This is a genomic window from Rhizobium sp. NXC14 (genome assembly GCF_002117485.1).
Classification (GTDB): domain Bacteria; phylum Pseudomonadota; class Alphaproteobacteria; order Rhizobiales; family Rhizobiaceae; genus Rhizobium.
The window spans coordinates 3,950,859-3,973,713 of record NZ_CP021030.1 but is presented as its reverse complement, the minus strand read 5'-3'; the positions used below and the strand labels follow the sequence as shown (position 1 = coordinate 3,973,713).

The following is a 22,855-nucleotide window of genomic DNA, read 5'->3' as shown; positions in this document are numbered from 1 at the left end:
CGTCAGGAGGAACGATGAGGCCAACTGTTCACGATATCGCCGCTGCGGCGGGCGTCAGTCTCGCGACTGTCGACCGGGTCCTCAATCAGCGTCCTGGTGTGCGCCATGTCACGCGGGAGAAGGTCGAGACCGCAATCCGCGAACTCGGTTATATCAGGGACGTCGCCGCCGCCAATCTCGCCAAGGGTCGCACTTATCCGCTGGTCTTCATCCTGCCGGCCAGCGACAATTCCTTCATGCACGGGCTCAATGCCGAAATCCGGCAGGCGATCCTCCGCTCGCCTGCTGAACGCACCGATATTCGTACCATCGAGGTACCTGCCTTCGATCCGGCCGCTCTCGTCGCCGTGCTCGAAGGGCTTTCCCTCGAAAAGCCTTGCGGCATCGCGATGGTTGCGACCGATGCGCCTGAAGTGCGTGCCGTCGTCGACAGGCTGGTGCAGGCGGGCTTTCCCATCGTCACGCTGGTGTCCGATCTTACCGGATCGCTGCGCCATCACTACGCCGGTGTCGACAATATTGCGGCTGGCCGCACGGCGGCCCGTCTGCTCGGCCGGTTCCTAGGGCCGCGAAAGGGCAAGATCGCCGTGCTCGCCGGCTCCATGCTGGTGCGCGACCATCGCGAGCGGCTGGAAGGGTTCACTTCGGTCATGGGAGAGGAGTTTCCCGATCTTGCGATCCTTCCGGTTCTGGAGGGCCGTGACGATCCGGAGATCGCCCATATGCTCGTCGCGGAGGCACTTGGGAATGCCGATATTATCGGCGTCTATAGCCTCGGCGCCGGCAATCGCGGCCTCATCCGGGCACTGAAGGAGAAGGCCGTCGACCGGACGCTGACGGTCATCGCCCACGAGCTGACCGCCCACACGCGGGCGGCGCTTATCGACAACACGATCGATGCGATACTCAATCAGAATGCCGGTCACGAGGTGCGCAGCGCCATCCGGGTGTTGAAGGCCAAGGCGGACGGGCTCGCCGTCATCGAAGCGCAGGAACGCATCCGGCTCGACATATTCCTGAAGGACAATCTGCCGTAACGGCAAAGGGAGAATGCCACATGTATCTCGGTCTCGATCTCGGAACCTCCGGCGTCAAGGCGATGCTGATTGACGGCGACCAGAAGATCGTCGGTTCGGCCAACGGCGCGCTCGATGTCTCGCGCCCGCATTCCGGCTGGTCGGAACAGGAACCGGCTCACTGGGTGCGCGCGACCGAGGAGGCCGTCGCCGGGCTCAAGGCGAAACATCCAAAGGAGTTTGCCGCAGTCAAGGGCATCGGTCTTTCCGGGCAGATGCACGGCGCGACCCTGCTCGATGCTTCCGACAAGGTGCTACGCCCCTGCATCCTCTGGAACGACACGCGCAGCCATGTCGAAGCGGCGGCACTCGATGCCGATCCGCGCTTCCGAGCGCTGACCGGCAACATCGTCTTCCCCGGCTTCACTGCGCCGAAACTCGCATGGGTTCAGAAGCATGAGTCCGAGGTCTTCGCCAAGATTGCCAAGGTGCTGCTGCCGAAGGATTATTTACGCCTTTGGCTGACCGGCGAATATATCTCCGAAATGTCGGATTCGGCGGGCACCTCCTGGCTCAATACAGGAAAGCGCGGCTGGTCGTCCGAACTGCTTGCTGCCACCAACCTTTCCAAGGAGCAGATGCCAGCGCTCGTCGAAGGCACCGATCAGGCCGGCAGACTAAGGTCCGAACTCGCGGCGCGATGGGGCATATCGGGCACCGTCGTCGTCGCCGGCGGCGCAGGCGACAATGCGGCATCGGCCTGCGGCATGGGTACGGTCAGCGACGGCGCGGCCTTCGTCTCGCTCGGCACCTCGGGCGTGCTTTTTGCGGCCAACGGCTCCTATCTGCCGAAGCCGGAAAGCGCCGTGCATGCCTTCTGCCACGCGCTGCCCAACACCTGGCACCAGATGGGAGTCATCCTGTCGGCCACGGATGCCCTCAACTGGCACTCCGGTGTGACCGGCAAATCCGCTGCCGAACTCACAGGCGAACTTGGCGAGACGGTGAAGGCGCCTTCCGGCGTCACCTTCCTGCCCTATCTCTCCGGCGAGCGTACGCCGCACAATGACGCCGTGATCCGCGGCGCCTTCTTCGGGCTGGAGCATGAAAGCAGCCGCGTCGTGCTCACCCAGGCCGTTTTAGAAGGGGTGGCCTTCGCCATCCGCGACAATCTCGAAGCTTTGCGCTCTGCCGGCACCAACATTTCCCGCGTTACGGCAATCGGCGGCGGCTCGCGCTCCCGCTATTGGCTGGGGTCGATCGCCACTGCGCTCGGCGTTCCTGTCGACCTGCCGGCTGACGGCGATTTCGGCGCGGCCTTCGGCGCCGCTCGTCTCGGTCTGATCGCGGCGACGGGTGCGGATCCGATCGCCGTCTGCACGCCGCCAATGACGGCAAGCACGATTGAACCGGTCGCGGCGCTGAAGGGCGCTTATGAGGATGCTTACAAGCGTTACCGGGCGCTCTATCCGGCGATCAAGTCGCTGGCGCATTGAGAGTTTGAGCCAGCGGCCCCCTCACCCTACCCTCTCCCCGAGGGGAGATGGCGACGCCCGCAGCGACGGCTTTGAAAGAGTTGCAACGTTGCGGCAAGTCTCTTCTCCCATTGGGGAGAAGGTGCCGGCAGGCGGATGAGGGGCTGTATGGCACGAACGATAAGACTAAACGACGAACCCAAGGAGACCCCAACATGAGCACCGGATTTTTCGGCGATATCCAGAAGATCAGATATGAGGGCCCGGATAGCACCAATCCGCTGGCCTTCCGCTATTACCAACCGGACGAGATCGTCCTCGGCAAGCGCATGGAAGACCATCTGCGTTTTGCGGTAGCTTACTGGCACACCTTCACCTGGCCGGGCGGCGACCCCTTCGGCGGCCAGACCTTCCTGCGCCCGTGGTTCGAAGACTCGATGAAGGCGGCCAAGCTGAAGGCCGACGTCGCTTTCGAATTCTTCTCGCTGCTCGGTGCGCCCTATTACTGCTTCCATGACGCTGACGTGCGCCCGGAAGGCAAGAATTTTGCCGAGAACACCAGGAACCTCAACGAGATCGTCGATTATTTCGCCGAGAAGCAGGCGGCCACCGGCACCAAGCTGCTCTGGGGCACGGCGAATCTGTTCTCCAACCGCCGCTACATGTCGGGTGCGGCGACTAACCCCGATCCAGACGTCTTCGCTTTTGCAGCCGCGACGGTCAAGACCTGCATCGACGCTACGCAGAAGCTCGGCGGCGAGAACTACGTGCTCTGGGGCGGCCGCGAAGGCTACGAGACGCTGCTCAACACCGATCTCAAGCGCGAGCTCGACCAGCTCGGCCGTTTCCTCAACCTCGTCGTCGAATATAAGCACAAGATCGGCTTCAAGGGCACGATCCTGATCGAGCCGAAGCCGCAGGAGCCTACCAAGCATCAGTATGATTACGACGTCGCGACCGTCTACGGCTTCCTCAAGAAGCACGGTCTCGAAAACGAGGTGAAGCTCAATATCGAGCAGGGCCATGCGATCCTCGCCGGCCACTCCTTCGAGCATGAGCTGGCGCTCGCCAATGCGCTCGGCATCTTTGGCTCGATCGACATGAACCGCAACGACTACCAGTCCGGCTGGGATACGGACCAGTTCCCGAACAACGTTCCGGAAATGGCGCTTGCCTATTATCACGTTCTGGCAGGCGGCGGCTTCAAGACCGGCGGCACCAACTTCGATGCGAAGCTGCGCCGCCAGTCGCTCGACCCGGCAGACCTCTTGATCGGTCATATCGGCGGGATGGATTGCTGCGCCCGTGGCCTGAAGGCGGCTGCCAAGATGATCGAGGACAAGGCTCTGTCGCAGCCGCTCGCCGATCGTTACGCCGGCTGGGAATCGGCCGAGGCGCAGAAGCTCTTCCGCGGCGAGTATTCGCTCGAGGAGATCACCAACTGGGTCGAGACCAAGGATGTCAATCCGCAGCCGAGATCCGGCAAGCAGGAACTGCTCGAGAATATCGTCAACCGTTACGTTTGATGATGGACGCCGGCGGCCATCGGTCGCCGGCGCTTTTTGTGGTCGGCTATTCTATCTCCGTTCAGCGCTTCAACCAGTTGCGTGAGGGCGCGGAGACGGAGTTTCTCACCACCAGATCCGGCCTCAGCAGGATTTCCGTCTCGGCCGGCCGGCCATCGGACAAAAGCTCCAGCAGCAGCGCCATCGCCTGCTTGCCGATCGCCGTCCTCGGCTGGCGGATCGTCGTCAGCGACGGGGATATGAAGACGGCCTGCGGCACGTCATCGAAGCCGGTCACCGAGAAATCCCGCGGAATATCATAGCCTCGCGCGCCGAGCCCGATCATGACGCCGATCGCCGTCTGGTCGTTCACGCACATGAAGGCTGTGGGAAGCGTGTCGCGCATGAAAAGCTGCTCGACCGCATGCCGTCCGCTTTCGATCGTGCCGTCGCCTTCGAGCACGATCCTCAAGTCGGGCGGGACGCCAGCAGCGTCGAGACCGGCATCATAACCCATACGGCGCCTAGTATAGGCGAGCCGGGTGCGGGAATCGCCGATGAAGGCGATCTTGCGATGCCCTTCGGCCAGCAGCAGGTCGACGGCTTTCCGAGCGCCCTCGGTATCGTCAACGCCAACATAGGGAATGCCGCCGTTGAAGACCGGTTCGAAAACCCCGACGCTCGGCGGCAGCCGCGCCGTCATGGTCTGATGACCGAAGGGCAGGATGCCAGTGAAGAGGATGAGCCCGGCCGCCTGGTTCGAGTTGAAGAATTTCAGATATTCCAGACCGCGCTGGGCATCGTTCTGGGTGTGGCCGATCAGGACGCCGTAGCCGTGGGCCCGGGCCTCGTTCTCCAGTCCGACGAGAATATTGGAAAAATTGGGATCGCCGATATCGGGCGCCACCACGAGGATCATGTTGGAGCGGCCGAGTCTCAGGCTGCGGGCCATGGCATTGGTCGTATAACCGGTGATGGCGATCGCCTGATTGACCTTGAGCCGCGTCGAGTTGGCGACTTTTTCCGGCGTGTGGATCGCCCGCGAGACCGTCGCGATGGAGACCTCGGCAATCCGGGCGACATCTTCGATTGTTGCGGGCGTGGAATTCGACACTGGGGCTCTGCCTTAAGGCTGTCTTCGCCGCGACACTACACAGACTTGTCGAGAGGTCAAAGGCAAGCGTCAACTGATCTGTGTTAATCCACGATGTAAACCTTTACATCGCTGATGTAAAGGTTTACATAAGGCTCGAAGCGGATGGGAGCCGCATGCGCGTGCCTGTTTGAGGCCTAAGGCGGTTTTCAGACGGAAAATGTGCGCTAGTTCAAAATGGAGCGTTGCCGGGGTGCGGCGCTCTAGGGGAGGGCATAATGACCGTGGAAATCGCCGACACCGCACCCGTGGTGCTGTCCGCCAGGCGCATATGCAAATCCTTCAGCGGCGTGCAGGTCCTCTTCAGCGTCAACTTCGATCTCCGCGCCGGTGAAATCCATGCGCTCATGGGCGAAAACGGCGCCGGCAAATCCACGCTTGTCAAGGTGCTGTCGGGTTTCGAGCAGCCGAGTTCGGGCGAGATCCTGCTCGACGGCAAGCCTGTGGTGCTGCCGCCCAATGGCGCCGCGGAAGCGCTCGGCATCGTCATCATTCACCAGGAATTCAACCTCGCCGACCATCTGACCGTGACGGAGAGCCTTTTCCTCGGTCGCGAGGTCACGCATCTCGGCGTGCTCGACCGCAAATATATGCGCGCCGAGACCCGCAAGGTTCTCGACGTGCTCGGTTCGCATGTCGATGAGAATGCCTTGATCAGCACGCTTTCCATCGCCGACAAGCAAATGGTCGAGATCGCCAAGGCGATCAGCCGCGATGCGCGCGTCGTCTTCATGGATGAGCCGACCGCCGTGTTGTCGCGGGAAGAGACCAATATGCTTTTCAAGCAGGTCCGCAAGCTCCGCGACCAGGGTACGAGCTTCGTCTTCGTGTCCCACAAGCTCGACGAGGTGATGGAGCTGACCGATCGGGTGACGGTGCTTCGCGACGGTCAATGGATCAAGACGTCGCCGACATCAATCCTGGACGGGGAATCGATCGCGCAGTTGATGGTCGGCCGCGAACTTTCCAGCCTCTATCCGGCCAAGGTCGAGCCTGATGTCGACGAGGAGATCGTCCTCAGCGTCGCTTCGGTGTCGACCGGTTATGTCAGGGATGCGAGCTTCGAAGTGCGCAAGGGCGAGATCATCGGTTTTTCCGGCCTGATCGGCTCCGGCCGTACCGAACTGATGGAGGCGATTGCCGGACTGCGGCCCCGCCTCGAGGGCGAGGTGGTCATCAAGGGGCAAGCGGTCCCCTCCGGCGATGTGCACGCGGCCAATCGCTGCGGTCTTGCCTATATGACCAAGGACCGCAAGTCGAAGGGTCTGCTGTTGCGCTCCGGCATGGCGACCAATCTGACGCTGCAATCGCTCGGAAGACATTCGCGCCACGGCTATCTCAGCCCGAGCAGCGAGGCGGCCGCACTGGCGAAAGCCAAGCGCCGCTTCGACATCAGGGTTCGCGACACCAATATCGTCGCCGGCCGAATGTCGGGCGGAAACCAGCAGAAGCTGCTGCTCGCCAAGGTCATGGAGACCGATCCCGACATCATCATCATCGACGAACCGACGCGCGGCATCGATGTCGGCACCAAGCAGCAGATCTATCATTTCATTTCGGCGCTCGCCCGCGACGGCCGGTCAATCATCGTCGTTTCGTCGGAAATGCCCGAAGTCATCGGGCTCTGCACAAGAGTGGCCGTCATGCGCGAAGGACGGATTGTCGGCGTGCTCGAGGGCGACGAGATTTCCGAGCAGGAGATCATGCGTTACGCCGCCGGGCTCAAAAGGAAGGTGGCTGCGTGAGGCCGGAGCGAGACTTCGCCGACGCGGACAGTAGATAGGATGCCCAGACGAACTGGGACGGGAGGTTGGTTTTGGACATGAGCATTAACGAGGAGACCAGGGCGATCCGGCGCAGATCCTGGCGTGACGTTGATCTGCGCGCGGTTGCACCGTTTGCCGCCTTGGCCTTGCTCCTGATTGTCGGCGCACTGGTCAACCCGAATTTCATCGGCATCACCAATCTTGCCAACGTCGCGACACGCTGCGCTTTCATCGCCATCATCGCGGTCGGCGCCACCTTCGTGATCTCGGCCGGAGATCTCGACCTTTCCGTCGGCTCGATGGTCGCCTTCGTTGCCAGCCTGATGATCCTGCTGATCAATTCGGGCGTCATTGCCGATTCGGTGCTGATGCTGACGGCCGCCGTGGTCTTTACGGTGATTGCCGGGGCTCTTTGCGGCCTCGCAAACGGCCTCATCACCACCGTCGGCAAGATCGAGCCTTTCATCGCCACACTCGGCACAATGGGCATTTATCGCGGCTTGACCACCTGGCTGTCGCAGGGCGGCGCGATCACCTTGCGCTCAAGTGAAATCCAGACGCTCTACCGCCCGGCCTATTTCGGCAATATTCTCGGTATTCCCGTGCCGATCGTGGTGATCCTCGTCGTCACCGCGATTGCAGCCTTCATCCTCTATCGCACCCGTTACGGCCGCCATGTCGTGGCTGTCGGTTCGAACAGCGACGTCGCGCGCTATTCGGGCATAGCGGTCAACCGCGTGCGCACCATTGCCTTCGTCATCCAGGGCCTCTGTGTGGCGATTGCCGTGCTGCTCTATGTGCCGCGTCTCGGATCCACCTCGGCAACGACCGGCATCCTGTGGGAGTTGCAGGCCATCACCGCCGTCGTCGTCGGCGGCACGGCGCTCAAGGGTGGCGCCGGCCGGGTCTGGGGGACGATCTGCGGCGCCTTCATTCTCGAACTCGTCGGCAACATCATGCTGCTGTCGAACTTCATCAGCGAGTATCTCATCGGCGCGATCCAGGGTGCAATCATCATCATCGCCATGCTGGTGCAGCGGTCGCTGGTTCGCAAATCCTAAGACAAAGAACTTCTCGGATTGGTCGGGCTTGACAGGGCACCCGGCTCGGATTGGACAAGTCCCTGATATTTTTGGGAGGAAATAGCATGCGCAAGCTCATGTTGGGTCTGGCGGTTGCGGGGGTGGCTTTTGCCGGCGCAGCCTACGCCCAGGACAAGAACTACACGATCGGTGTGTCCATTCCGGCCGCCGATCACGGCTGGACCTCCGGCGTCGTGTTCCATGCCGAGCGTATTGCCAAGAAGCTGATGTCGGAACATCCGGGCCTGAACGTCATCGTCAAGACCTCGCCGGATGCCGCCACGCAGGCAAACGCCGTGCAGGACCTCGATACGCAAGGCATCGATGCGCTCGTCATCCTGCCGTCGGATCCGGATCCGCTCGTCAACGCCATCAAGGAGGTCAAGGACAAGGGCAAGTTCGTAGCACTTGTCGACCGCGCGCCGTCGAATAACGACAATTCCGTGCGTGATCTTTACGTCGCCGGCAACAACCCTGCCCTCGGTGAAGTCGCCGGCAAATATATTGCCGAAAAGACGCCGGAAGCCCAAGTCGTCGTCATCCGCGGTCTGCCGATCCCGATCGACCAGCAGCGCCAGGACGGCTTCGACAAGGGTATCGCCGGCTCCAAGGTCAAGGTTCTCGACCGCCAGTACGGCAACTGGAACCGCGACGACGCCTTCAAGGTGATGCAGGACTACCTGACGAAGTACCCGAAGATCGACGTCGTCTGGTGCCAGGACGACGATATGGCCGTTGGCGTTCTGCAGGCGATCGAGCAGGCCAAGCGCACCGACATTCAATATGTCGTCGCCGGCGCCGGCTCCAAGGACATGGTCAAGAAGGTCATGGACGGCGACAAGCTGATCCCGGTCGACGTTCTCTATCCCCCGGCAATGGTCGGCACGGCAATGGAGTTGACGGCGGCGGCACTCTACGACCAGGTCCCGGTTCACGGCAACTACATCCTCGACGCGACGCTCGTCACCAAGGAGAATGCCAAGAACTTCTACTTCCCGGATTCTCCGTTCTGATCACTTGATCAGGCAGGTGCGCCCATTCGCAAGGATGGGCGCATTTTTATGTCCTCACCTGGCGGACGGCGAAAATGCTGCACGTACCTCTTGCCCGCCACAGCCCATCATGATTAGGTCGCAGCCATACCGCATCTGGCCTCGCGCCAATCCGGCGGCAAGTGCGAGGAGGCACCTTGCTCCCGCCGAAATGCGTGCTACAAGTTCTTCAGAAACGTTTACGGTCGATATTCAGGGAGGAATCTGACATGAAGACGATCAAGGGTCCCGGCCTTTTCCTTGGCCAGTTCGCGGGCGATACCGCGCCTTTCAATTCCTGGGACGCGATCACCAAATGGGCGGCCGACATCGGTTACAAGGGCGTTCAGGTTCCGACCTGGGCGAGCCAGCTGATCGATCTGAAAAAGGCAGCAACCTCCAAGGATTATTGCGACGAGTTCGCCGGCAAGGCCCGCGAAAACGGCATCGAAATCACTGAGCTCTCGACCCATCTGCAAGGCCAGCTGGTTGCCGTTCACCCCGCCTATGACGAAGCATTCGACGGCTTTGCGGCCCCCGAGGTGCGCGGCAATCCGAAAGCCCGCCAGGAATGGGCGGTCGAGCAGGTCAAGATGGCGCTGACAGCATCGAAAAACCTCGGCCTCAAGGCGCATGCGACCTTCTCCGGCGCGCTCGCCTGGCCCTTCATCTATCCCTGGCCGCAGCGTCCCGCCGGTCTGGTGGAGACGGCCTTCGACGAGCTTGCCCGCCGCTGGACGCCGATTCTCAACCATGCCGATGAGAACGGCATCGACGTCTGCTACGAGATCCATCCGGGCGAGGACCTGCATGACGGCATCACTTTCGAGATGTTCCTGGAGCGGGTGAAGAACCATCCGCGCGCCAACATGCTCTACGATCCCTCGCACTACATCCTGCAATGCCTCGACTATCTCGAGAACATCGACATCTACAAGGACCGCATCAAGATGTTCCACGTCAAGGATGCGGAGTTCAATCCGACCGGGCGCCAGGGCGTCTATGGCGGTTACCAAGGCTGGGTGGAACGCGCCGGCCGCTTCCGCTCGCTCGGCGACGGTCAGGTCGATTTCGGTGCGGTCTTCTCGAAGATGACGGCCAATAATTTCGACGGCTGGGCTGTGGTCGAATGGGAGTGTGCGCTGAAACATCCGGAGGACGGCGCCTGGGAGGGGGCCGAATTCGTGGCCGCACATATCATCCGCGTCACCGAAAAGGCCTTCGACGATTTCGCGGCCGGCGGCACGGACCAGGCGGCCAATCGGCGGATGCTCGGGCTTTAAAAAGACGTGCCGTGAGGCTGCCCCTCACCCTAACCCTCTCCCGTTCTGACGGGGAGAGGGGACTTGCCGCACCGGCCGTCGAGGTGGGCGTAAATACCGCGGCATATCCCCTTCTCCCCGCGAGCGGGGAGAAGGTGGCGGCAGCCGGATGAGGGGCGCGCATCCGCGCCAGGTTAAATTTCAGGAGGACAAGAATGGCAATCGAAGCATCATCGGAACAGACACGCGAGCCGCGCATCCGGCTGGGGATGGTGGGCGGCGGCGCGGGCGCGTTCATCGGTGCGGTGCACCGCATCGCAGCCCGCATCGACGATCAGTACGATCTCATCGCCGGCGCATTGTCGTCGACGCCTGAGAAGGCGGTTCAGTCCGGCCGCGACCTTGGACTTGACCCGTCGCGAACCTATTCCAGCTACCGCGAAATGGCGATCCGCGAGGCGAAGCTGAAGAACGGCATCGAGGCGGTCGCGATCGTTACCCCGAACCATGTGCATTACGACGCGGCCAAGGAATTCCTGAAACGCGGCATCCATGTTATCTGCGACAAGCCGCTGACATCGAACCTTGCGGACGCGAAGAAGCTGAAGAAGGTGGCCGACGAGAGCGGCGCGCTCTTCGTGCTGACGCACAACTACACCGGGTATCCGATGGTGCGTCAGGCGCGCGAGATGGTCGCGAACGGTGAGCTCGGCGATATCAGAGTGGTCCAGGCCGAATATCCGCAGGACTGGCTGACGGAAGCGGTCGAACAGACCGGCCAAAAGCAGGCGGCTTGGCGCACCGATCCGGCCCAGTCCGGCGTCGGCGGGTCCACAGGCGATATCGGCACGCATGCCTATAATCTCGCTTCGTTCATAACTGGCCTGGAACTCGACAGCCTGGCTGCCGATCTCGACAGCTTTGTTCCCGGCCGCCGGCTTGATGACAATGCTCATGTCATGCTGCGTTTCAAGGCGAAGGGCGCGGAAAAGCCGGCCAAGGGCATGCTCTGGTGCAGCCAGGTGGCGCCCGGCCATGAAAACGGCCTGATGGTTCGCGTCTACGGAACCAAGGGCGGGCTGGAATGGACCCAGAAGGACCCGAACTATCTATGGTACACGCCGTTCGGCGAGCCTAAGCGGCTGATCACCCGCGGCGGCGCCGGCGCCGGAGCGGCGGCCGGTCGTGTCTCGCGGGTGCCGTCGGGGCATCCGGAAGGTTACCTTGAGGCATTCGCGACGATCTATACGGAAGCCGCACATGCGATCAACGCCCGCAAGAAGGGCAAGGCTGTCGACAAGGCTGTGGTCTACCCCACCGTCGATGACGGCGTGAGGGGCGTGGCCTTCGTCGAGGCCTGCGTTGCCTCTTCGAAGAAAAACGGCGCATGGGTCAAGGTCTGAGACTACCGATCGGCGTTTTGCTTATGGTCATTAGGCAGCAGCGCGGCCACGCTTCAGCAGGTTATCGACGCTGAGCGGGCCGGCGCCTGCCGCCACCAGATAGAGAAACACGAAGCAGAACAGGATTGCAGCGACGCCGCCGTTCTGCGCGGGATAAAAGCTTTTGCCCGCATGGCCGATAAAATAGGCGAATGCCATCAGCCCCGAGAGCACGAAGGCTGCGATGCGGGTCTGGAATCCCACCAGGACGAGGAAGCCGAGGATGAGTTCGATCAGTCCGGCAATCCAGGAGAGCGAGCCGATCGGCGGCGCGCTTGCCGCGGCCGGAAAATGCAGGATCTTCTGCGTTCCATAGCTGAAAAGCACAAGCGACGAGACGATGCGCATCAGGCTCAGCAGATGCGGCTGCAGCAGATGGATTGAAGAGAGCATTGGGTTCCTTTCATGTTTGGCGATGCCTTCGCTGTGTAGTGATCATGGGCTCGGCAGCAAGTCACGACTGCTGACATTCGCGTTATGAGAGCAATCGGAGGCGAAAAACGCGGCAAGTCGAAGCGGCTGGCTTGCGCAGTCTCCGCCGCTCGATAGCCTATACTGTAACGTTGCAGTTTTTCTGCTGCCGGGCCTGTACTTTGCCTGTCGGCTTGGCTAAATCCGAGCCCCACGGTCAATTCAGATGCTGAGAGACAGGATTTACAGATGATCGATGCGAAGACGCTTGCAAGCCGCTTTCCCGGTGATTTCACCTTCGGTGTTGCCACCGCCGCCTTCCAGATCGAGGGCGCCGGCAAGGCCGATGGCCGCAAGCCGTCCATCTGGGATGCTTTCTGCAACATGCCCGGCCGCGTCTACAATCGCGACAACGGCGACGTTGCCTGCGACCACTATAACCGCCTGGAGCAGGACCTCGATCTCATCAAGGAGATGGGTGTCGAAGCTTATCGCTTCTCCATTGCCTGGCCGCGTATCATCCCGGAGGGCACGGGTCCCGTGAACGAGGCGGGCCTTGACTTCTACGATCGGCTGGTCGACGGCTGCAAGGCGCGCGGGATCAAGACCTTCGCGACGCTCTACCATTGGGACCTGCCCCTGCTGCTCGCGGGCGATGGCGGTTGGACGGCGCGCTCGACTGCCTATGCCTTTCAGCGATACGCCAAGACTGTCATGAGCCGCCTCGGCGACCGTCTCGATGCCGTCGCCACCTTCAACGAGCCCTGGTGCATCGTCTGGCTGAGCCACCTCTACGGTATCCATGCTCCGGGTGAGCGCAATATGCAGGCTGCCCTTCACGCCATGCATTACATGAATCTTGCCCACGGACTCGGCGTCGAGGCAATCCGTTCGGAAGCTCCCAATGTGCCGGTCGGACTTGTGCTCAACGCCGCCTCGATCATGCCGGGCTCCGACAGCCCGGCCGATCTTGCCGCCGCCGAACGTGCGCATCAGTTCCACAACGGCGCCTTCTTCGATCCCGTCTTCAAAGGCGAATATCCGAAGGAATTCGTCGAGGCGCTCGGTGACCGCATGCCCGTCATCGAAGACGGCGATCTGAAGCTCATCAGCCAGAAGCTCGATTGGTGGGGTCTGAATTACTACACGCCCGAGCGCGTCGTCGACGATGCCGAACGAAAAGGCGATTTCCCCTGGACGATGAAAGCGCCGCCGAGAAGTGACATCAAGACCGATATTGGCTGGGAAATCTATGCGCCGGGGTTGAAGCTCCTGGTCGAGAACCTTTATCGCCGCTATGACCTGCCGGAATGCTACATTACCGAAAACGGCGCCTGCGACAATACTGGTGTTGTCGATGGCGAGGTCGACGATACGATGCGTCTCGATTATCTCGGCGATCATCTCGACGTCGTGGCCGACCTCATCAAGGACGGTTACCCCATGCGCGGCTATTTCGCCTGGAGCCTGATGGATAATTTCGAATGGGCCGAAGGCTACCGTATGCGCTTTGGCCTCGTCCATGTCGATTACCAAACGCAGGTCCGCACGGTGAAGAAGAGCGGCAAATGGTATAGCGCAGTTGCGGCAGAATTTCCGAAAGGCAATCACATGCCGGCTCAGCAGAACAAACTGAAAAAATAGACCGGCGGAAAGCTGCAACAGGCAGTTGCTTAAACGTTTCTGAACCCTTGACTGGCAAACTCCGCTGGTCAGGGAGCCGGAATGCAAATACTCGCAAAATTGCAGGGCAGGGGATCGGCCATAGGCCGTCACATCACCGTCACGGGCGTGCTGTTCTCCTTTGCTGTCATCGTCGCGGTCGCCACCATCATGGTGTTGACGGCACTCGAACGCGTCGCTGAGAACGCCAATGTCCTTGACGACGAGCGCTCGCGCGAAACGACGATCGGCGCGTTGAAGACCTTCGAGGATCAGCTCGGCGCGACGCTCGACGATTATGCCGCCTGGGATGATGCCGCCGCCAACGTCTATGCGTCCGATGGCATGGCGTGGACGGTCAGCAACTACGGCGAGATGTCGGTCAACAGCTCGCTTTTCGACATGGCGATCGTTGTCGATGATGCGAAGAACTCGATCATGGCCTATCGCGACGGCAAGCCGATGGAGGAGCCGCCGGCGGATTTCTTCGCGCCTTCGCTGTGGAAACTGTTCGACGCGGTCAAGGCGGCCGGCACGGCCGAGACGCCCCAGGCGGTCGGTTTCATCACCAGCAAACGCGGCATTGCCGCTGTCGGTGTGGCATTGGTGCGGAAGAAATCCGGCGCGCTTGATGCGCCCGCCGGGCAGCACCGTTATCTTATTTTCGCCCGCCATCTCGATGACGACAGGGTGGCCGGTCTCGGGCAGACCTATGTGATCGGCGGACTGAGGCTGGCGCCGCCGAATTTCGCGGCCGAATATCTCGTACCTATCGCCGATCCGTCGGGGGCAACAATCGGCAAGCTCGTCTGGAATTCTCGCTCACCCGGCAATATCGCCTACGCGCAAGTGCGGCCGATGGTCATCCAGGCACTCGGTCTCGTTGGGCTCTTCTTCGTGGTGCTGCTGGCCATCGGCTGGTTGGCCGGCCGACGCCTGAAGGCGGAGGAAAACAGCGCGCGCGAAGAGGCGCTGCGCGACAGGCTGAGCGGCCTTTCCAATCGCGACGGCCTCGGGCTCGCCGTCGATCGTTTTGTCCTCGAAGCGCGCCAGAGCAAACGCAATGTGCTGCTCCTCTATCTCGACCTCGACGGTTTCAAGGAAGTCAATGACAGCTATGGGCATGGCACCGGCGACCAGTTGATCCGCGCGGTCGCGGCCGGCCTTAAAGTATTGATCCCGCAAGGCGCAGTTCTCGCCCGTATCGGCGGGGATGAATTTGCGATCGCCTTTCTCTCCGATGCCGAGAACGCTGCCGCCCTCCAGCTTGCCGAGCAGATCCTTGATTTTCTCGTCGAGCCGCTGGAGATCGGTCGCCGTGTTGTCGTCGTTGGCGCCAGCATCGGCATCGCCATGTCGCCTGCCGGTGCAATCGATCGCGAGGAACTGGTGCGCCGTTCCGACCTTGCCATGTACAAGGCGAAGGAGGCGGGCCGTGCGCGGATGATGCTTTACGATCCGTCGATGGATGCGGACCGGCAGCAGCGCAATGCGCTGGAGCTCGATCTCAGAATCGCCATTGAAAGCGGTGACCTGACGCTTGCCTATCAGCCGCTGGTCGATGCGGGGACGCATGCGCTGACCGGCGTCGAGGCGCTGGTGCGCTGGAACCGTCCGGGCCACGGCCCGGTTTCGCCCGAGGTGTTCATTCCGATCGCCGAGACCAGCGGCCTCATTGAATCGCTCGGCCTGTTCGTGCTGCGCAAGGCCTGCGAAACGGCCAAGCAGTGGCCGGAACTGAACGTCTCGGTCAATGTCTCGCCCGGCCAGTTCCGCAATCCCGCCTTCACCGATTATGTGCGCTACGTGTTGAAGCAGACGGAGATCGAGGCCAGCCGCATCACGCTCGAGATCACCGAAGGTTACATGATTCAGAATCCGCAGCGCACTCGCCAGTCGATTGAACGGCTGAAGGGGCTGGGGGTTAAAGTGGCGCTTGATGACTTCGGTTCCGGCTTCTCTTCGATCGGCTATCTCAGACAGTTCGGCTTCGACCGCATCAAGATCGACCGCTCACTGGTCATGGGCGTCAACGAGGACAAGCGCCAGCGCGAAATGCTGCAGGCAACGGTGGCGCTCGCCCGCTCGCTCGATATCCCGGTGACGGCGGAAGGCATCGAGACAGAGGGACAGGCGGTTGCCATGCGCTTGTTCGGCTGCGACTGTCTGCAGGGCTATTTGTTCGGAAAGCCTCTGGCGGCCGAGCGAATTACCGAGATGCTGAACGAGCTTCGTACTGCGGAGCAATCAACCCGGCGCCGCCTCGGCGCGGCCTGACGGCGAGCTCACCGGGGCGAACTCATCAGCTGCCGATATGCCGTTGGCCGCGTTTTTTCGCCAGCGCGATCTGATGCTGCCGCTGACGGTAGCGCAGCCGGTCTTCCTCTGTCCTCGTGTGATAACAGTGGCTGCAGGAAACGCCTTCCTCATAAAGCGGCGAGGCAATTTCCTCTGAAGTGATCGGGTTGCGGCAGGCGTGGCACAGCCGGTGCTCGCCTTCCTTCAGGCCGTATTCGACGGATACACGCTCATCAAAGACGAAACAGGCGCCCTCCCAGAGGCTTTCTTCCTGCGGCACTTCCTCCAGATATTTCAGAATGCCGCCCTTTAGATGATAGACCTCGTCGAAACCCTCGGCCTTCATGAAGGCCGTGGCCTTCTCGCAGCGTATGCCGCCGGTGCAATACATGGCGACCTTCGGCTTGTTGTGCAGCCCCGTATTCCGGCGCACCCAATCAGGAAATTCGCGGAATGTCTTGGTCTTGGGGTCGAGCGCGCCGCGAAAGGTACCGATTGCCGTCTCATAGTCGTTGCGGGTGTCGATGACGATCGTATCGGGATCGGAGATCAGCGCGTTCCAGTCCCTGGGCGCCACATAAGTACCGACAGTCTTATTGGGGTCGATGTTCTCGACGCCCATGGTGACGATTTCCTTCTTCAGCTTCACCTTCATGCGCAGGAAGGGCATTTTCGAGGCGCGGCTTTCCTTGTGCTCCAGGCTCGCAAATTCCGGCTGGGCACGCAGGAAGGCGAGCACGGCGTGAATGCCGGCATCCGGTCCCGCGATCGTACCGTTGATGCCCTCATGCGCCAGAAGCAGCGTTCCCTTGATGTCGTTTTCCTCGCACAGCGCCTGCAGCGGGGCCTGCAAGGTGGCAAAGCGCGGTACGGATACGAAATGGTAGAGCGCCGCTACCAGGAACGGGCCGATGTGTGTCAGGCTGTCGGTCATGGGCGGGAAATACAGAAAATTGACCGTTCGCGCAATTGCCTTCCGCGCAGGCGGCCTACCGTCTTCAGGATCGCGCCTGCCCATCGCTCAATTCGCAGCCGTCAGCCAGAGAAGCTCGATACGCTCCGATTCCTCATCGGGATCATCGGCGAAGACGGTTTCGGCTTTGAGGAGGGCGTGCCGCCGGTCTTCCTGCTGGCGGAAGATGATCGCGTCAAGAAGATGCGCTAGATCGTCGTTGCGGGTGAAGAGCTGCGGCTCGGCTTCGACCAGCTCACAGAGTACGGCAAGGTCATGGATGTGGCCGAGATCCTCGACCAGTTCCTTGGCCGCATCGCGCTTGGCCTTCATCGCGGTCGGCCAGATGTCGCGCAAAAGAGCGTGGTAGAGCCGATAATCATAGGAGCGTTTGCGCAGATCATGGAAATCCCCGGCTGATGCATCGCCGTGGCATCTGGCAAGTGCCGCCTTGGCCTTGCGCGCGGTGCGGCGCCAGCTCTTCGCCAGCATGCGTGCGTTCTTGCGGTGGCTGCCATCGAAGGAAATGCCATCCAAAGCCGCGATTGCCTCCTTCAGCACGCCTGGGGCTTCTATCAGCCGCCGTTGCAGGCCGCTCTCGGCCTCCGCCATCCAGTCGCGGCGCCCCTCGAGAATGGTGACGATCCGGCCGAGCGCCTCGCTTTCCTCTTGCCCGCGGGCTGAATGCTGCAAATATTGGGCGGTGCCGATGAGCGCGGCAGCGTCGCGGATTGCCGAAAGCGAGCGCGCGGCATCACGCAGTCTTGCATTTTCCTGTTTCTGGAAATCCGGCACCTCGCGCGCGACGAGCCGGTAGAGCGAGCGCAATCGCTTCAGGTTTTTTCGGAAGGAATGGATCGCCTCGTGCGCACCGTCCGGCCGCTCTTCGAGAAAGGTAATGGCACCTTCCAGCTGCTCAGTCGCGACGCTCCTGAATGCCTCGGTGAAATCGGCGTCAGGCCGAATGCGATAGGCCATGCCTGTCGTGCCCGTATTCTGTGGCAAGGGCCTGGTTGGAGTAGCGGAAATCGCCGGTCACTTCGCGGCCAAGCCAGGCGGGCAGGACGGGTTTGTCAGTTTCTGCCGTCATCTCCACTTCGGCAATCACCAGTCCGCGATGCTCACCGGCAAAGACGTCGACTTCCCAGACGAAGCCTTGATGCGGGACGCGGTAGCGCGTCTTCTCGATGACGACGCCGATCGCGCTCTGCAGCAGCTCCTCGGCATCGGCAATCGGGATGTCATATTCGAATTCGCCACGGGTGATGGCACTGCGGCCAATCTTGATCGTCAGCTTCGCTTTCCTGCCGTCGAGGGTGCGAACGCGGACGGAACGGTCGTCCATCGAGGCGATGTAACCCTGTCTCAGGACAGACTTGCTCTCGACGGCGGAACGCCATCCATCGCCGCGTACAAGAAACTTCCGCTCGATCTCTTTCGCCATGTCGGTGAACCTTTTGTGACGATCGCCGCACGGTAGACCAATTTCCAGGCATTTCATACCCTTCTTCTCACGCAGCCGGGTTTTATCTCGACAAGGTTCGGCGAGGGCGTTATTCGGAATGCAAATTTCAATCGTTTCAAGGAGGTCGTGCGACCATGGGCGAGAAAACAGAGAAGCTCCTTTCCATCCTGAAACTCCAGCCGGTCGTTCCGGTCCTGATCGTTGACGATGCCAGGTCGGCGGTGCCGCTGGCCCGCGCGCTCGTCGCAGGCGGCCTGAAAGCAATCGAGATCACCATGCGCACGCCGGCGGCACTCGAGGCCGTGCGCGCCGTCGCCGCCGAGGTCGAGGGCGCCGAAGTCGGCGCCGGCACCATCCTGAATGCCGCCCATTGGGAAGCGGCTGTCGAGGCCGGCTCGAAGTTCATCGTCAGCCCGGGCACGACGCAGGAGCTGATTGATGCCGCCGCCGATTCCGACGTGCCGCTGCTTCCGGGAGCTGCGACCGCCAGCGAAGTCATGGCGCTGCGTGAGGAAGGCTATCAGGTGCTGAAGTTCTTTCCTGCCGAGCAGGCCGGGGGCGCCGCTTATCTCAAGGCACTCTCTTCGCCGCTCGCTGGCACGCTGTTCTGCCCGACCGGCAGCATTTCGCTGAAGAACGCCAGGGATTATCTTTCGCTGCCGAACGTCGTCTGTGTCGGCGGTTCGTGGGTTGCGCCAAAGGAACTGGTCGCAGCCGGCGACTGGACCGGCATTACCAAGCTTGCGGCTGAGGCCGCCGCGCTGAAGGCCTGAGGTTGCATGGGCGGGGTATGAGCGCCAGGCACAGCCCCCACGCCCAATATTTGTATTTCAGCCGTCGCAAACCTATGTTCTCCTCCGGCCTCAAACAGGGAGACGACGAGGAATGTTCGACGCAAAGAAGCTTCTCGACCAGTTCTTGGGTTCGCAGGTGCCGGGTCTCGGCGGTTCAGTCCGCGACAGGGCGGGCGAGGCCATGCAGACGGCAAAGAACAATCCGATGAAGACCGGCGCGATCGCAGCCGTGCTTCTCGGCACCAAGACCGGTCGCAGTATCGCCGGCAATGCATTGGCGATCGGCGGTCTTGCCGCTATCGCCGGCCTCGGCTATCAGGCTTACAAGAACTATCAGTCGGGCCAAGCGCCCGCGGCCCCCTCGGATGCGCCGTCGGCAAACAATCCGGTGCTCCTGCCGCCGCCCGTCGAATCCGGTTTCGGACCGGCATCGCCTGCTGGCAGCAACGAATTCGTGCTGGTGCTGATCCGGGCGATGATCGCCGCAGCCAAGGCCGACGGCCATATCGACGACGCCGAACGCGCCCTGATCATGGACAAGATCAAGGCCGCTGACGTCAGCGGCGAGGTCGCCGCTTTCATCGAGGGCGAACTTGCGTCACCGACGGATATCGACGCGCTCGTAGCTGCGGCGGTCACGGAAGAACAGCGCGTCGAGCTCTACACCGCTTCGCGGCTGACCATCGATCCGGATTCGCGCGCCGAGCGCGGTTATCTCGATCTGCTTGCGGGGCGACTCGGCCTCGCCGATCAGCTGGTCGACCATATCGAGGCGACGGTGTCATCCGCCAAGACGACCTTGTCACAGTGACATCCAGGCCGGTTGCCTTTATCGGGCGACTGGCCTATCCCCTCCCGGGGAAGGCTCTGGAATAGGGGAGTGAACATGCGCGATCTTGCAAATTTCAAGGGCTGCCCGGCGCCGAAGCCGGTTACGCTGAAAGGCCGTTTCGTCACGGTCGAGCCCTATCGTCGCGAAGAACATCTCGAGGCGCTGTGGGACGGGCTCGGCGGCATGGGCATCAACCGGCTGCTTCTTTATTTCGCGCAAGACGACTTCTCCGGTATCGAGGATTTCGCCAACTGGCTGGAAAGCGTCGACACCAAGTCCGGCTGGCTCACCCATATCTTCCGTGACAACGCCACAGGCAAGGTCGTCGGCATGGCGAACTACATGCGCGCCGACCCGGCAAACGGCGTCGTCGAAATCGGTGGCGTGGCTCATGGTCCCGAGATGAGCCGTTCGCCGCTGTCCACCGAAGCGCATTACCTGATGGCCAAACATGTTTTCGAGGATCTCGGCTATCGCCGCTACGAATGGAAATGCGACAACAAGAACGAGGCGAGCAAGGCGACGGCATTGCGCTACGGCTTCAGCTTTGAAGGGGTGTTCCGTCAGCACATGATCTCCAAGCATCGCAATCGCGACACCGCCTGGTTCTCGATGATCGACGCCGAATGGCCGCTGATCAACGATGCTTTCGAGGCCTGGCTTTCGCCCGAAAATTTTGACGCGGCCGGCAAACAGATCCGCCGCCTGCAGGATATTCGTGCGGATCTGGAAAAGGAAAGGCTCGCGTGAGCCCGGAAAGCCGCTCGCAGGCGATCGCCGCCGCTGTCATCCTGCTCGGCGCGGGCATCGTCCTCTATTTTCTGCCGACCATCGTTCTATGGATCGGCAATTTCTCGCCGACGCTGGGGATTACAGTCGGCTTCTGCCTGATCATGGCGTTTTTTGCGGTCTTCTGGCTGCGGGCGCGCTATCAGCGCCACAGAGGAAAATAGTCTACCGTTGCAGGGAGGCGCCGAGCAGGACGGCGCCCATCAGGACGACAAGCAGGGCGCCGAGGATTTCAATGGCGTTGCCAACCCAGACGGAAGCCGTCGAGCCGCGTCCGGAGAGGCGGACCGCCGCACTCTTGGCGGTGACGGCAAGGGTCGCGAGCACGGAAACCGTGATCGCCGTGCCGAGCGACATGGCAGCGACCGAAAGCGCGCCGCCGAGATAGAGGCCGTTCAGCAGCGAGAACGTCATGACAAGCAAAGCCCCGGAGCAGGGTCGAAGGCCGACGGCTACGATCGCCGACCAGGCCTCGCGGACGCTGAACCTGTCGCCGGCGAGCAGGGCCGGATCGGGCACGTGCGTATTGCCGCAGGTCTGGCAGGCGATGCCGGGAACGAAGCTGTGACCGGCGTTCACGGCCTGCGCCTTGCCGTTGAAGGCATAGGACTGGCGTTCGGCTGCGTTATCCTTCCATTCCAGCATCATGGACACCGGACCGGCCGACGTCGCCAACAGCCGGCGGCGCGGCAGATGGCTTGCCATCGAACGCAGTTTGCGGAACAGCAGCCAGCCACCGAAGAGGATGACCATGATGAAGCTCACGATTTCCATGGCATGAGTGGCTGTCGTCAGCGTAATCCCGGTGCCGCGCAGCACCAGCCAGGCGCCGCCGACCAGCGCCATGGCGACGACGCCCTGAATGAAAGCCGAAATGAAGGAAATAACCACGCCGCGCTTCAGCTCGACCTCGTTGGCGATCATGTAGGAGGAGATGACCGCCTTGCCGTGACCGGGGCCGGCGGCATGGAAGACGCCGTAGGCGAAGGAAAGGCCGATCAGCGATGTCAGCTGCCACGGATCTTCGCGCATGCCCTTCAGCGCACCAGTCAGCGCCCTGTAGAAGGCCTGCTGTTCATAGTTCACGTAGAGCAAAAGCGGCGCAAACGGTCCGCCTGTCGGTTGAAAACTCGGTTCGGCCGTGCCGATGCCGAGCGGCGATTGCGCGTGGGCGAGGCTTGCCGCCGTCAGGAGCGCGAGCAGTGCTGCGGAAAGGATGAGGGACGGGCGTCTGATCAGCATGTGAGCTCCAGCCGTGTGGCGAAGAGTTTGGACATGTTGGTGCCGGTGGGGTCGTTGAAGAAGGCGTCCGTCAGCGACTGCTTGTTTTGCGATATCACCTCGTCGGCATCCGGCCTTACCACCTGGTGTTTGCAGGCCTTGAAGCCGTCGCCCACCGTTGCCAGCTCGTTGTCTGTGGGAAAATCAATCGACGTATAGAGCGTCGGATCGTAGACGCCGAAGGTAAGCCTGCCCTTGAGCGGCATCTTCTCCGCCGGCTTGACCGCAAAGAACATCAGGAGCTGACCGTTCTTATAGTCGACATGGATGATGTCCGGCTGCTGGACGGTGATGCTCTTCCCGTTGATCGTCAGGTTCATGTAATAATCGTAATCGGCAAGCGATTGCTTCACCGTTTTGCCGACTTGCGCGAGTTCGTTCGGCTCCAGCTTCAGATCGGTGTTCTTGTCGAAATCCATGACGACCGAAGAGGAAAAGACCTCGTCAAAGCGCCAGACATTACGCAGTTCCTCGACGCCGCCGTCAGCGCCGGCCACGACTTCGAGCCGCGCCTCCACGAAGATGTGCGGATGCGCAAAGGCGGCGGCCGGCGCCAGCGAAAGAAGCGCGGTGATCAATGGTATGGATTTGTTCATGCGTCCCGCTGCCTTATTCGCTCGACCCGAGTTCTTGCCAGAA

At 61.6% G+C, this 22,855-nt stretch carries 21 protein-coding genes; 14 read left to right on the top strand and 7 right to left on the bottom strand.

The features are described 5' to 3' along the window. Window positions 1–14: 14 nt before the first annotated feature. The 3 genes from NXC14_RS19415 (at window position 15) to xylA (ending at window position 4,017) form a co-directional block, all read left to right on the top strand. A complete protein-coding gene (locus tag NXC14_RS19415) occupies window positions 15–1,037 on the top strand; it encodes a LacI family DNA-binding transcriptional regulator (protein WP_085779522.1) in 1,023 nt (340 codons plus the stop codon). Between the two features lie 20 nt (window positions 1,038–1,057). Then, on the top strand, window positions 1,058–2,512 hold the full coding sequence (xylB, locus tag NXC14_RS19410) for a xylulokinase (RefSeq protein WP_085779521.1): 1,455 nt from the start codon (window positions 1,058–1,060) through the stop codon (window positions 2,510–2,512). Window positions 2,513–2,706: 194 nt separating this feature from the next. Then, window positions 2,707–4,017, top strand: coding sequence for a xylose isomerase (gene xylA / locus NXC14_RS19405; RefSeq protein WP_085779520.1), 1,311 nt, complete (start codon window positions 2,707–2,709; stop codon window positions 4,015–4,017). 61 nt (window positions 4,018–4,078) lie between these two features. On the opposite strand, the gene NXC14_RS19400 is transcribed toward xylA, so the two are convergent. After that, entirely contained in the window at window positions 4,079–5,110 is a 1,032-nt protein-coding gene (locus tag NXC14_RS19400; RefSeq protein ID WP_085779519.1) for a LacI family DNA-binding transcriptional regulator, read from the bottom strand. A 257-nt stretch (window positions 5,111–5,367) separates the two neighbouring features. Between NXC14_RS19400 and NXC14_RS19395 the strand changes: the two genes are divergently transcribed. The 5 genes from NXC14_RS19395 (at window position 5,368) to NXC14_RS19375 (ending at window position 11,693) form a co-directional block, all read left to right on the top strand. Further along, window positions 5,368–6,894 carry a sugar ABC transporter ATP-binding protein gene (locus tag NXC14_RS19395; protein WP_085779518.1) on the top strand — a complete coding sequence of 509 codons (1,527 nt, stop codon included), beginning with the start codon at window positions 5,368–5,370 and terminating at the stop codon, window positions 6,892–6,894. Window positions 6,895–6,971: 77 nt separating this feature from the next. Beyond that, complete coding sequence (locus NXC14_RS19390; protein ID WP_085779517.1) at window positions 6,972–7,976, top strand: ABC transporter permease; 1,005 nt, start codon at window positions 6,972–6,974, stop codon at window positions 7,974–7,976. An 86-nt stretch (window positions 7,977–8,062) separates the two neighbouring features. Continuing rightward, window positions 8,063–9,010 (top strand): substrate-binding domain-containing protein, encoded by a 948-nt coding sequence (locus NXC14_RS19385; protein WP_085779516.1) that lies wholly within the window; start codon window positions 8,063–8,065, stop codon window positions 9,008–9,010. A gap of 248 nt (window positions 9,011–9,258) precedes the next feature. Further along, window positions 9,259–10,311 carry a sugar phosphate isomerase/epimerase gene (locus tag NXC14_RS19380; protein ID WP_085779515.1) on the top strand — a complete coding sequence of 351 codons (1,053 nt, stop codon included), beginning with the start codon at window positions 9,259–9,261 and terminating at the stop codon, window positions 10,309–10,311. A 194-nt stretch (window positions 10,312–10,505) separates the two neighbouring features. Further along, on the top strand, window positions 10,506–11,693 hold the full coding sequence (locus tag NXC14_RS19375) for a Gfo/Idh/MocA family oxidoreductase (protein WP_085779514.1): 1,188 nt from the start codon (window positions 10,506–10,508) through the stop codon (window positions 11,691–11,693). A 30-nt stretch (window positions 11,694–11,723) separates the two neighbouring features. On the opposite strand, the gene NXC14_RS19370 is transcribed toward NXC14_RS19375, so the two are convergent. Next, complete coding sequence (locus NXC14_RS19370; RefSeq protein ID WP_085779513.1) at window positions 11,724–12,125, bottom strand: DoxX family protein; 402 nt, start codon at window positions 12,123–12,125, stop codon at window positions 11,724–11,726. Between the two features lie 267 nt (window positions 12,126–12,392). Here NXC14_RS19370 and NXC14_RS19365 point away from each other — a divergent pair, with 267 nt between their 5' ends. Together NXC14_RS19365 and NXC14_RS19360 are read left to right on the top strand one after the other, a co-directional pair. Next, the gene (locus NXC14_RS19365) at window positions 12,393–13,787 is read left to right on the top strand and encodes a GH1 family beta-glucosidase (RefSeq protein ID WP_085779512.1); all 1,395 of its coding nucleotides are present in this window, start codon (window positions 12,393–12,395) and stop codon (window positions 13,785–13,787) included. Between the two features lie 81 nt (window positions 13,788–13,868). Beyond that, window positions 13,869–16,082: an EAL domain-containing protein gene (locus NXC14_RS19360; protein ID WP_085779511.1), complete on the top strand. Its 2,214-nt coding sequence runs from the start codon at window positions 13,869–13,871 to the stop codon at window positions 16,080–16,082. Window positions 16,083–16,107: 25 nt separating this feature from the next. On the opposite strand, the gene NXC14_RS19355 is transcribed toward NXC14_RS19360, so the two are convergent. The 3 genes from NXC14_RS19355 to NXC14_RS19345 form a co-directional block, all read right to left on the bottom strand. After that, on the bottom strand, window positions 16,108–17,037 hold the full coding sequence (locus NXC14_RS19355; protein WP_085780199.1) for a rhodanese-related sulfurtransferase: 930 nt from the start codon (window positions 17,035–17,037) through the stop codon (window positions 16,108–16,110). Window positions 17,038–17,124: 87 nt separating this feature from the next. After that, complete coding sequence (locus NXC14_RS19350) at window positions 17,125–18,033, bottom strand: CHAD domain-containing protein (protein WP_085779510.1); 909 nt, start codon at window positions 18,031–18,033, stop codon at window positions 17,125–17,127. Continuing rightward, window positions 18,011–18,499 (bottom strand): CYTH domain-containing protein, encoded by a 489-nt coding sequence (locus NXC14_RS19345; RefSeq protein WP_085780198.1) that lies wholly within the window; start codon window positions 18,497–18,499, stop codon window positions 18,011–18,013. Before NXC14_RS19345 ends, NXC14_RS19350 begins: the two co-directional genes overlap by 23 nt. 155 nt (window positions 18,500–18,654) lie before the next feature. On the opposite strand from NXC14_RS19345, the gene NXC14_RS19340 reads away from it, so the two are divergent. The 4 genes from NXC14_RS19340 (at window position 18,655) to NXC14_RS19325 (ending at window position 21,099) form a co-directional block, all read left to right on the top strand. Beyond that, window positions 18,655–19,293, top strand: a complete 639-nt coding sequence (locus NXC14_RS19340; protein ID WP_085779509.1) for a 2-dehydro-3-deoxy-phosphogluconate aldolase — start codon at window positions 18,655–18,657, stop codon at window positions 19,291–19,293. A gap of 112 nt (window positions 19,294–19,405) precedes the next feature. After that, window positions 19,406–20,125, top strand: a complete 720-nt coding sequence (locus NXC14_RS19335) for a tellurite resistance TerB family protein (protein ID WP_085779508.1) — start codon at window positions 19,406–19,408, stop codon at window positions 20,123–20,125. A gap of 75 nt (window positions 20,126–20,200) precedes the next feature. Next, window positions 20,201–20,896 carry a GNAT family protein gene (locus NXC14_RS19330; RefSeq protein WP_085779507.1) on the top strand — a complete coding sequence of 232 codons (696 nt, stop codon included), beginning with the start codon at window positions 20,201–20,203 and terminating at the stop codon, window positions 20,894–20,896. Then, a complete protein-coding gene (locus NXC14_RS19325) occupies window positions 20,893–21,099 on the top strand; it encodes a hypothetical protein (protein WP_085779506.1) in 207 nt (68 codons plus the stop codon). The genes NXC14_RS19330 and NXC14_RS19325 overlap by 4 nt, the downstream gene beginning before the upstream one ends. A gap of 1 nt (window position 21,100) precedes the next feature. Here the strand turns inward: NXC14_RS19325 and NXC14_RS19320 are convergent, their stop codons facing one another. Next, window positions 21,101–22,177: a nickel/cobalt transporter gene (locus tag NXC14_RS19320; protein ID WP_085779505.1), complete on the bottom strand. Its 1,077-nt coding sequence runs from the start codon at window positions 22,175–22,177 to the stop codon at window positions 21,101–21,103. After that, complete coding sequence (locus tag NXC14_RS19315) at window positions 22,171–22,812, bottom strand: DUF1007 family protein (protein WP_085779504.1); 642 nt, start codon at window positions 22,810–22,812, stop codon at window positions 22,171–22,173. The genes NXC14_RS19320 and NXC14_RS19315 overlap by 7 nt, the downstream gene beginning before the upstream one ends. Between the last annotated feature and the right edge of the window lie 43 nt (window positions 22,813–22,855).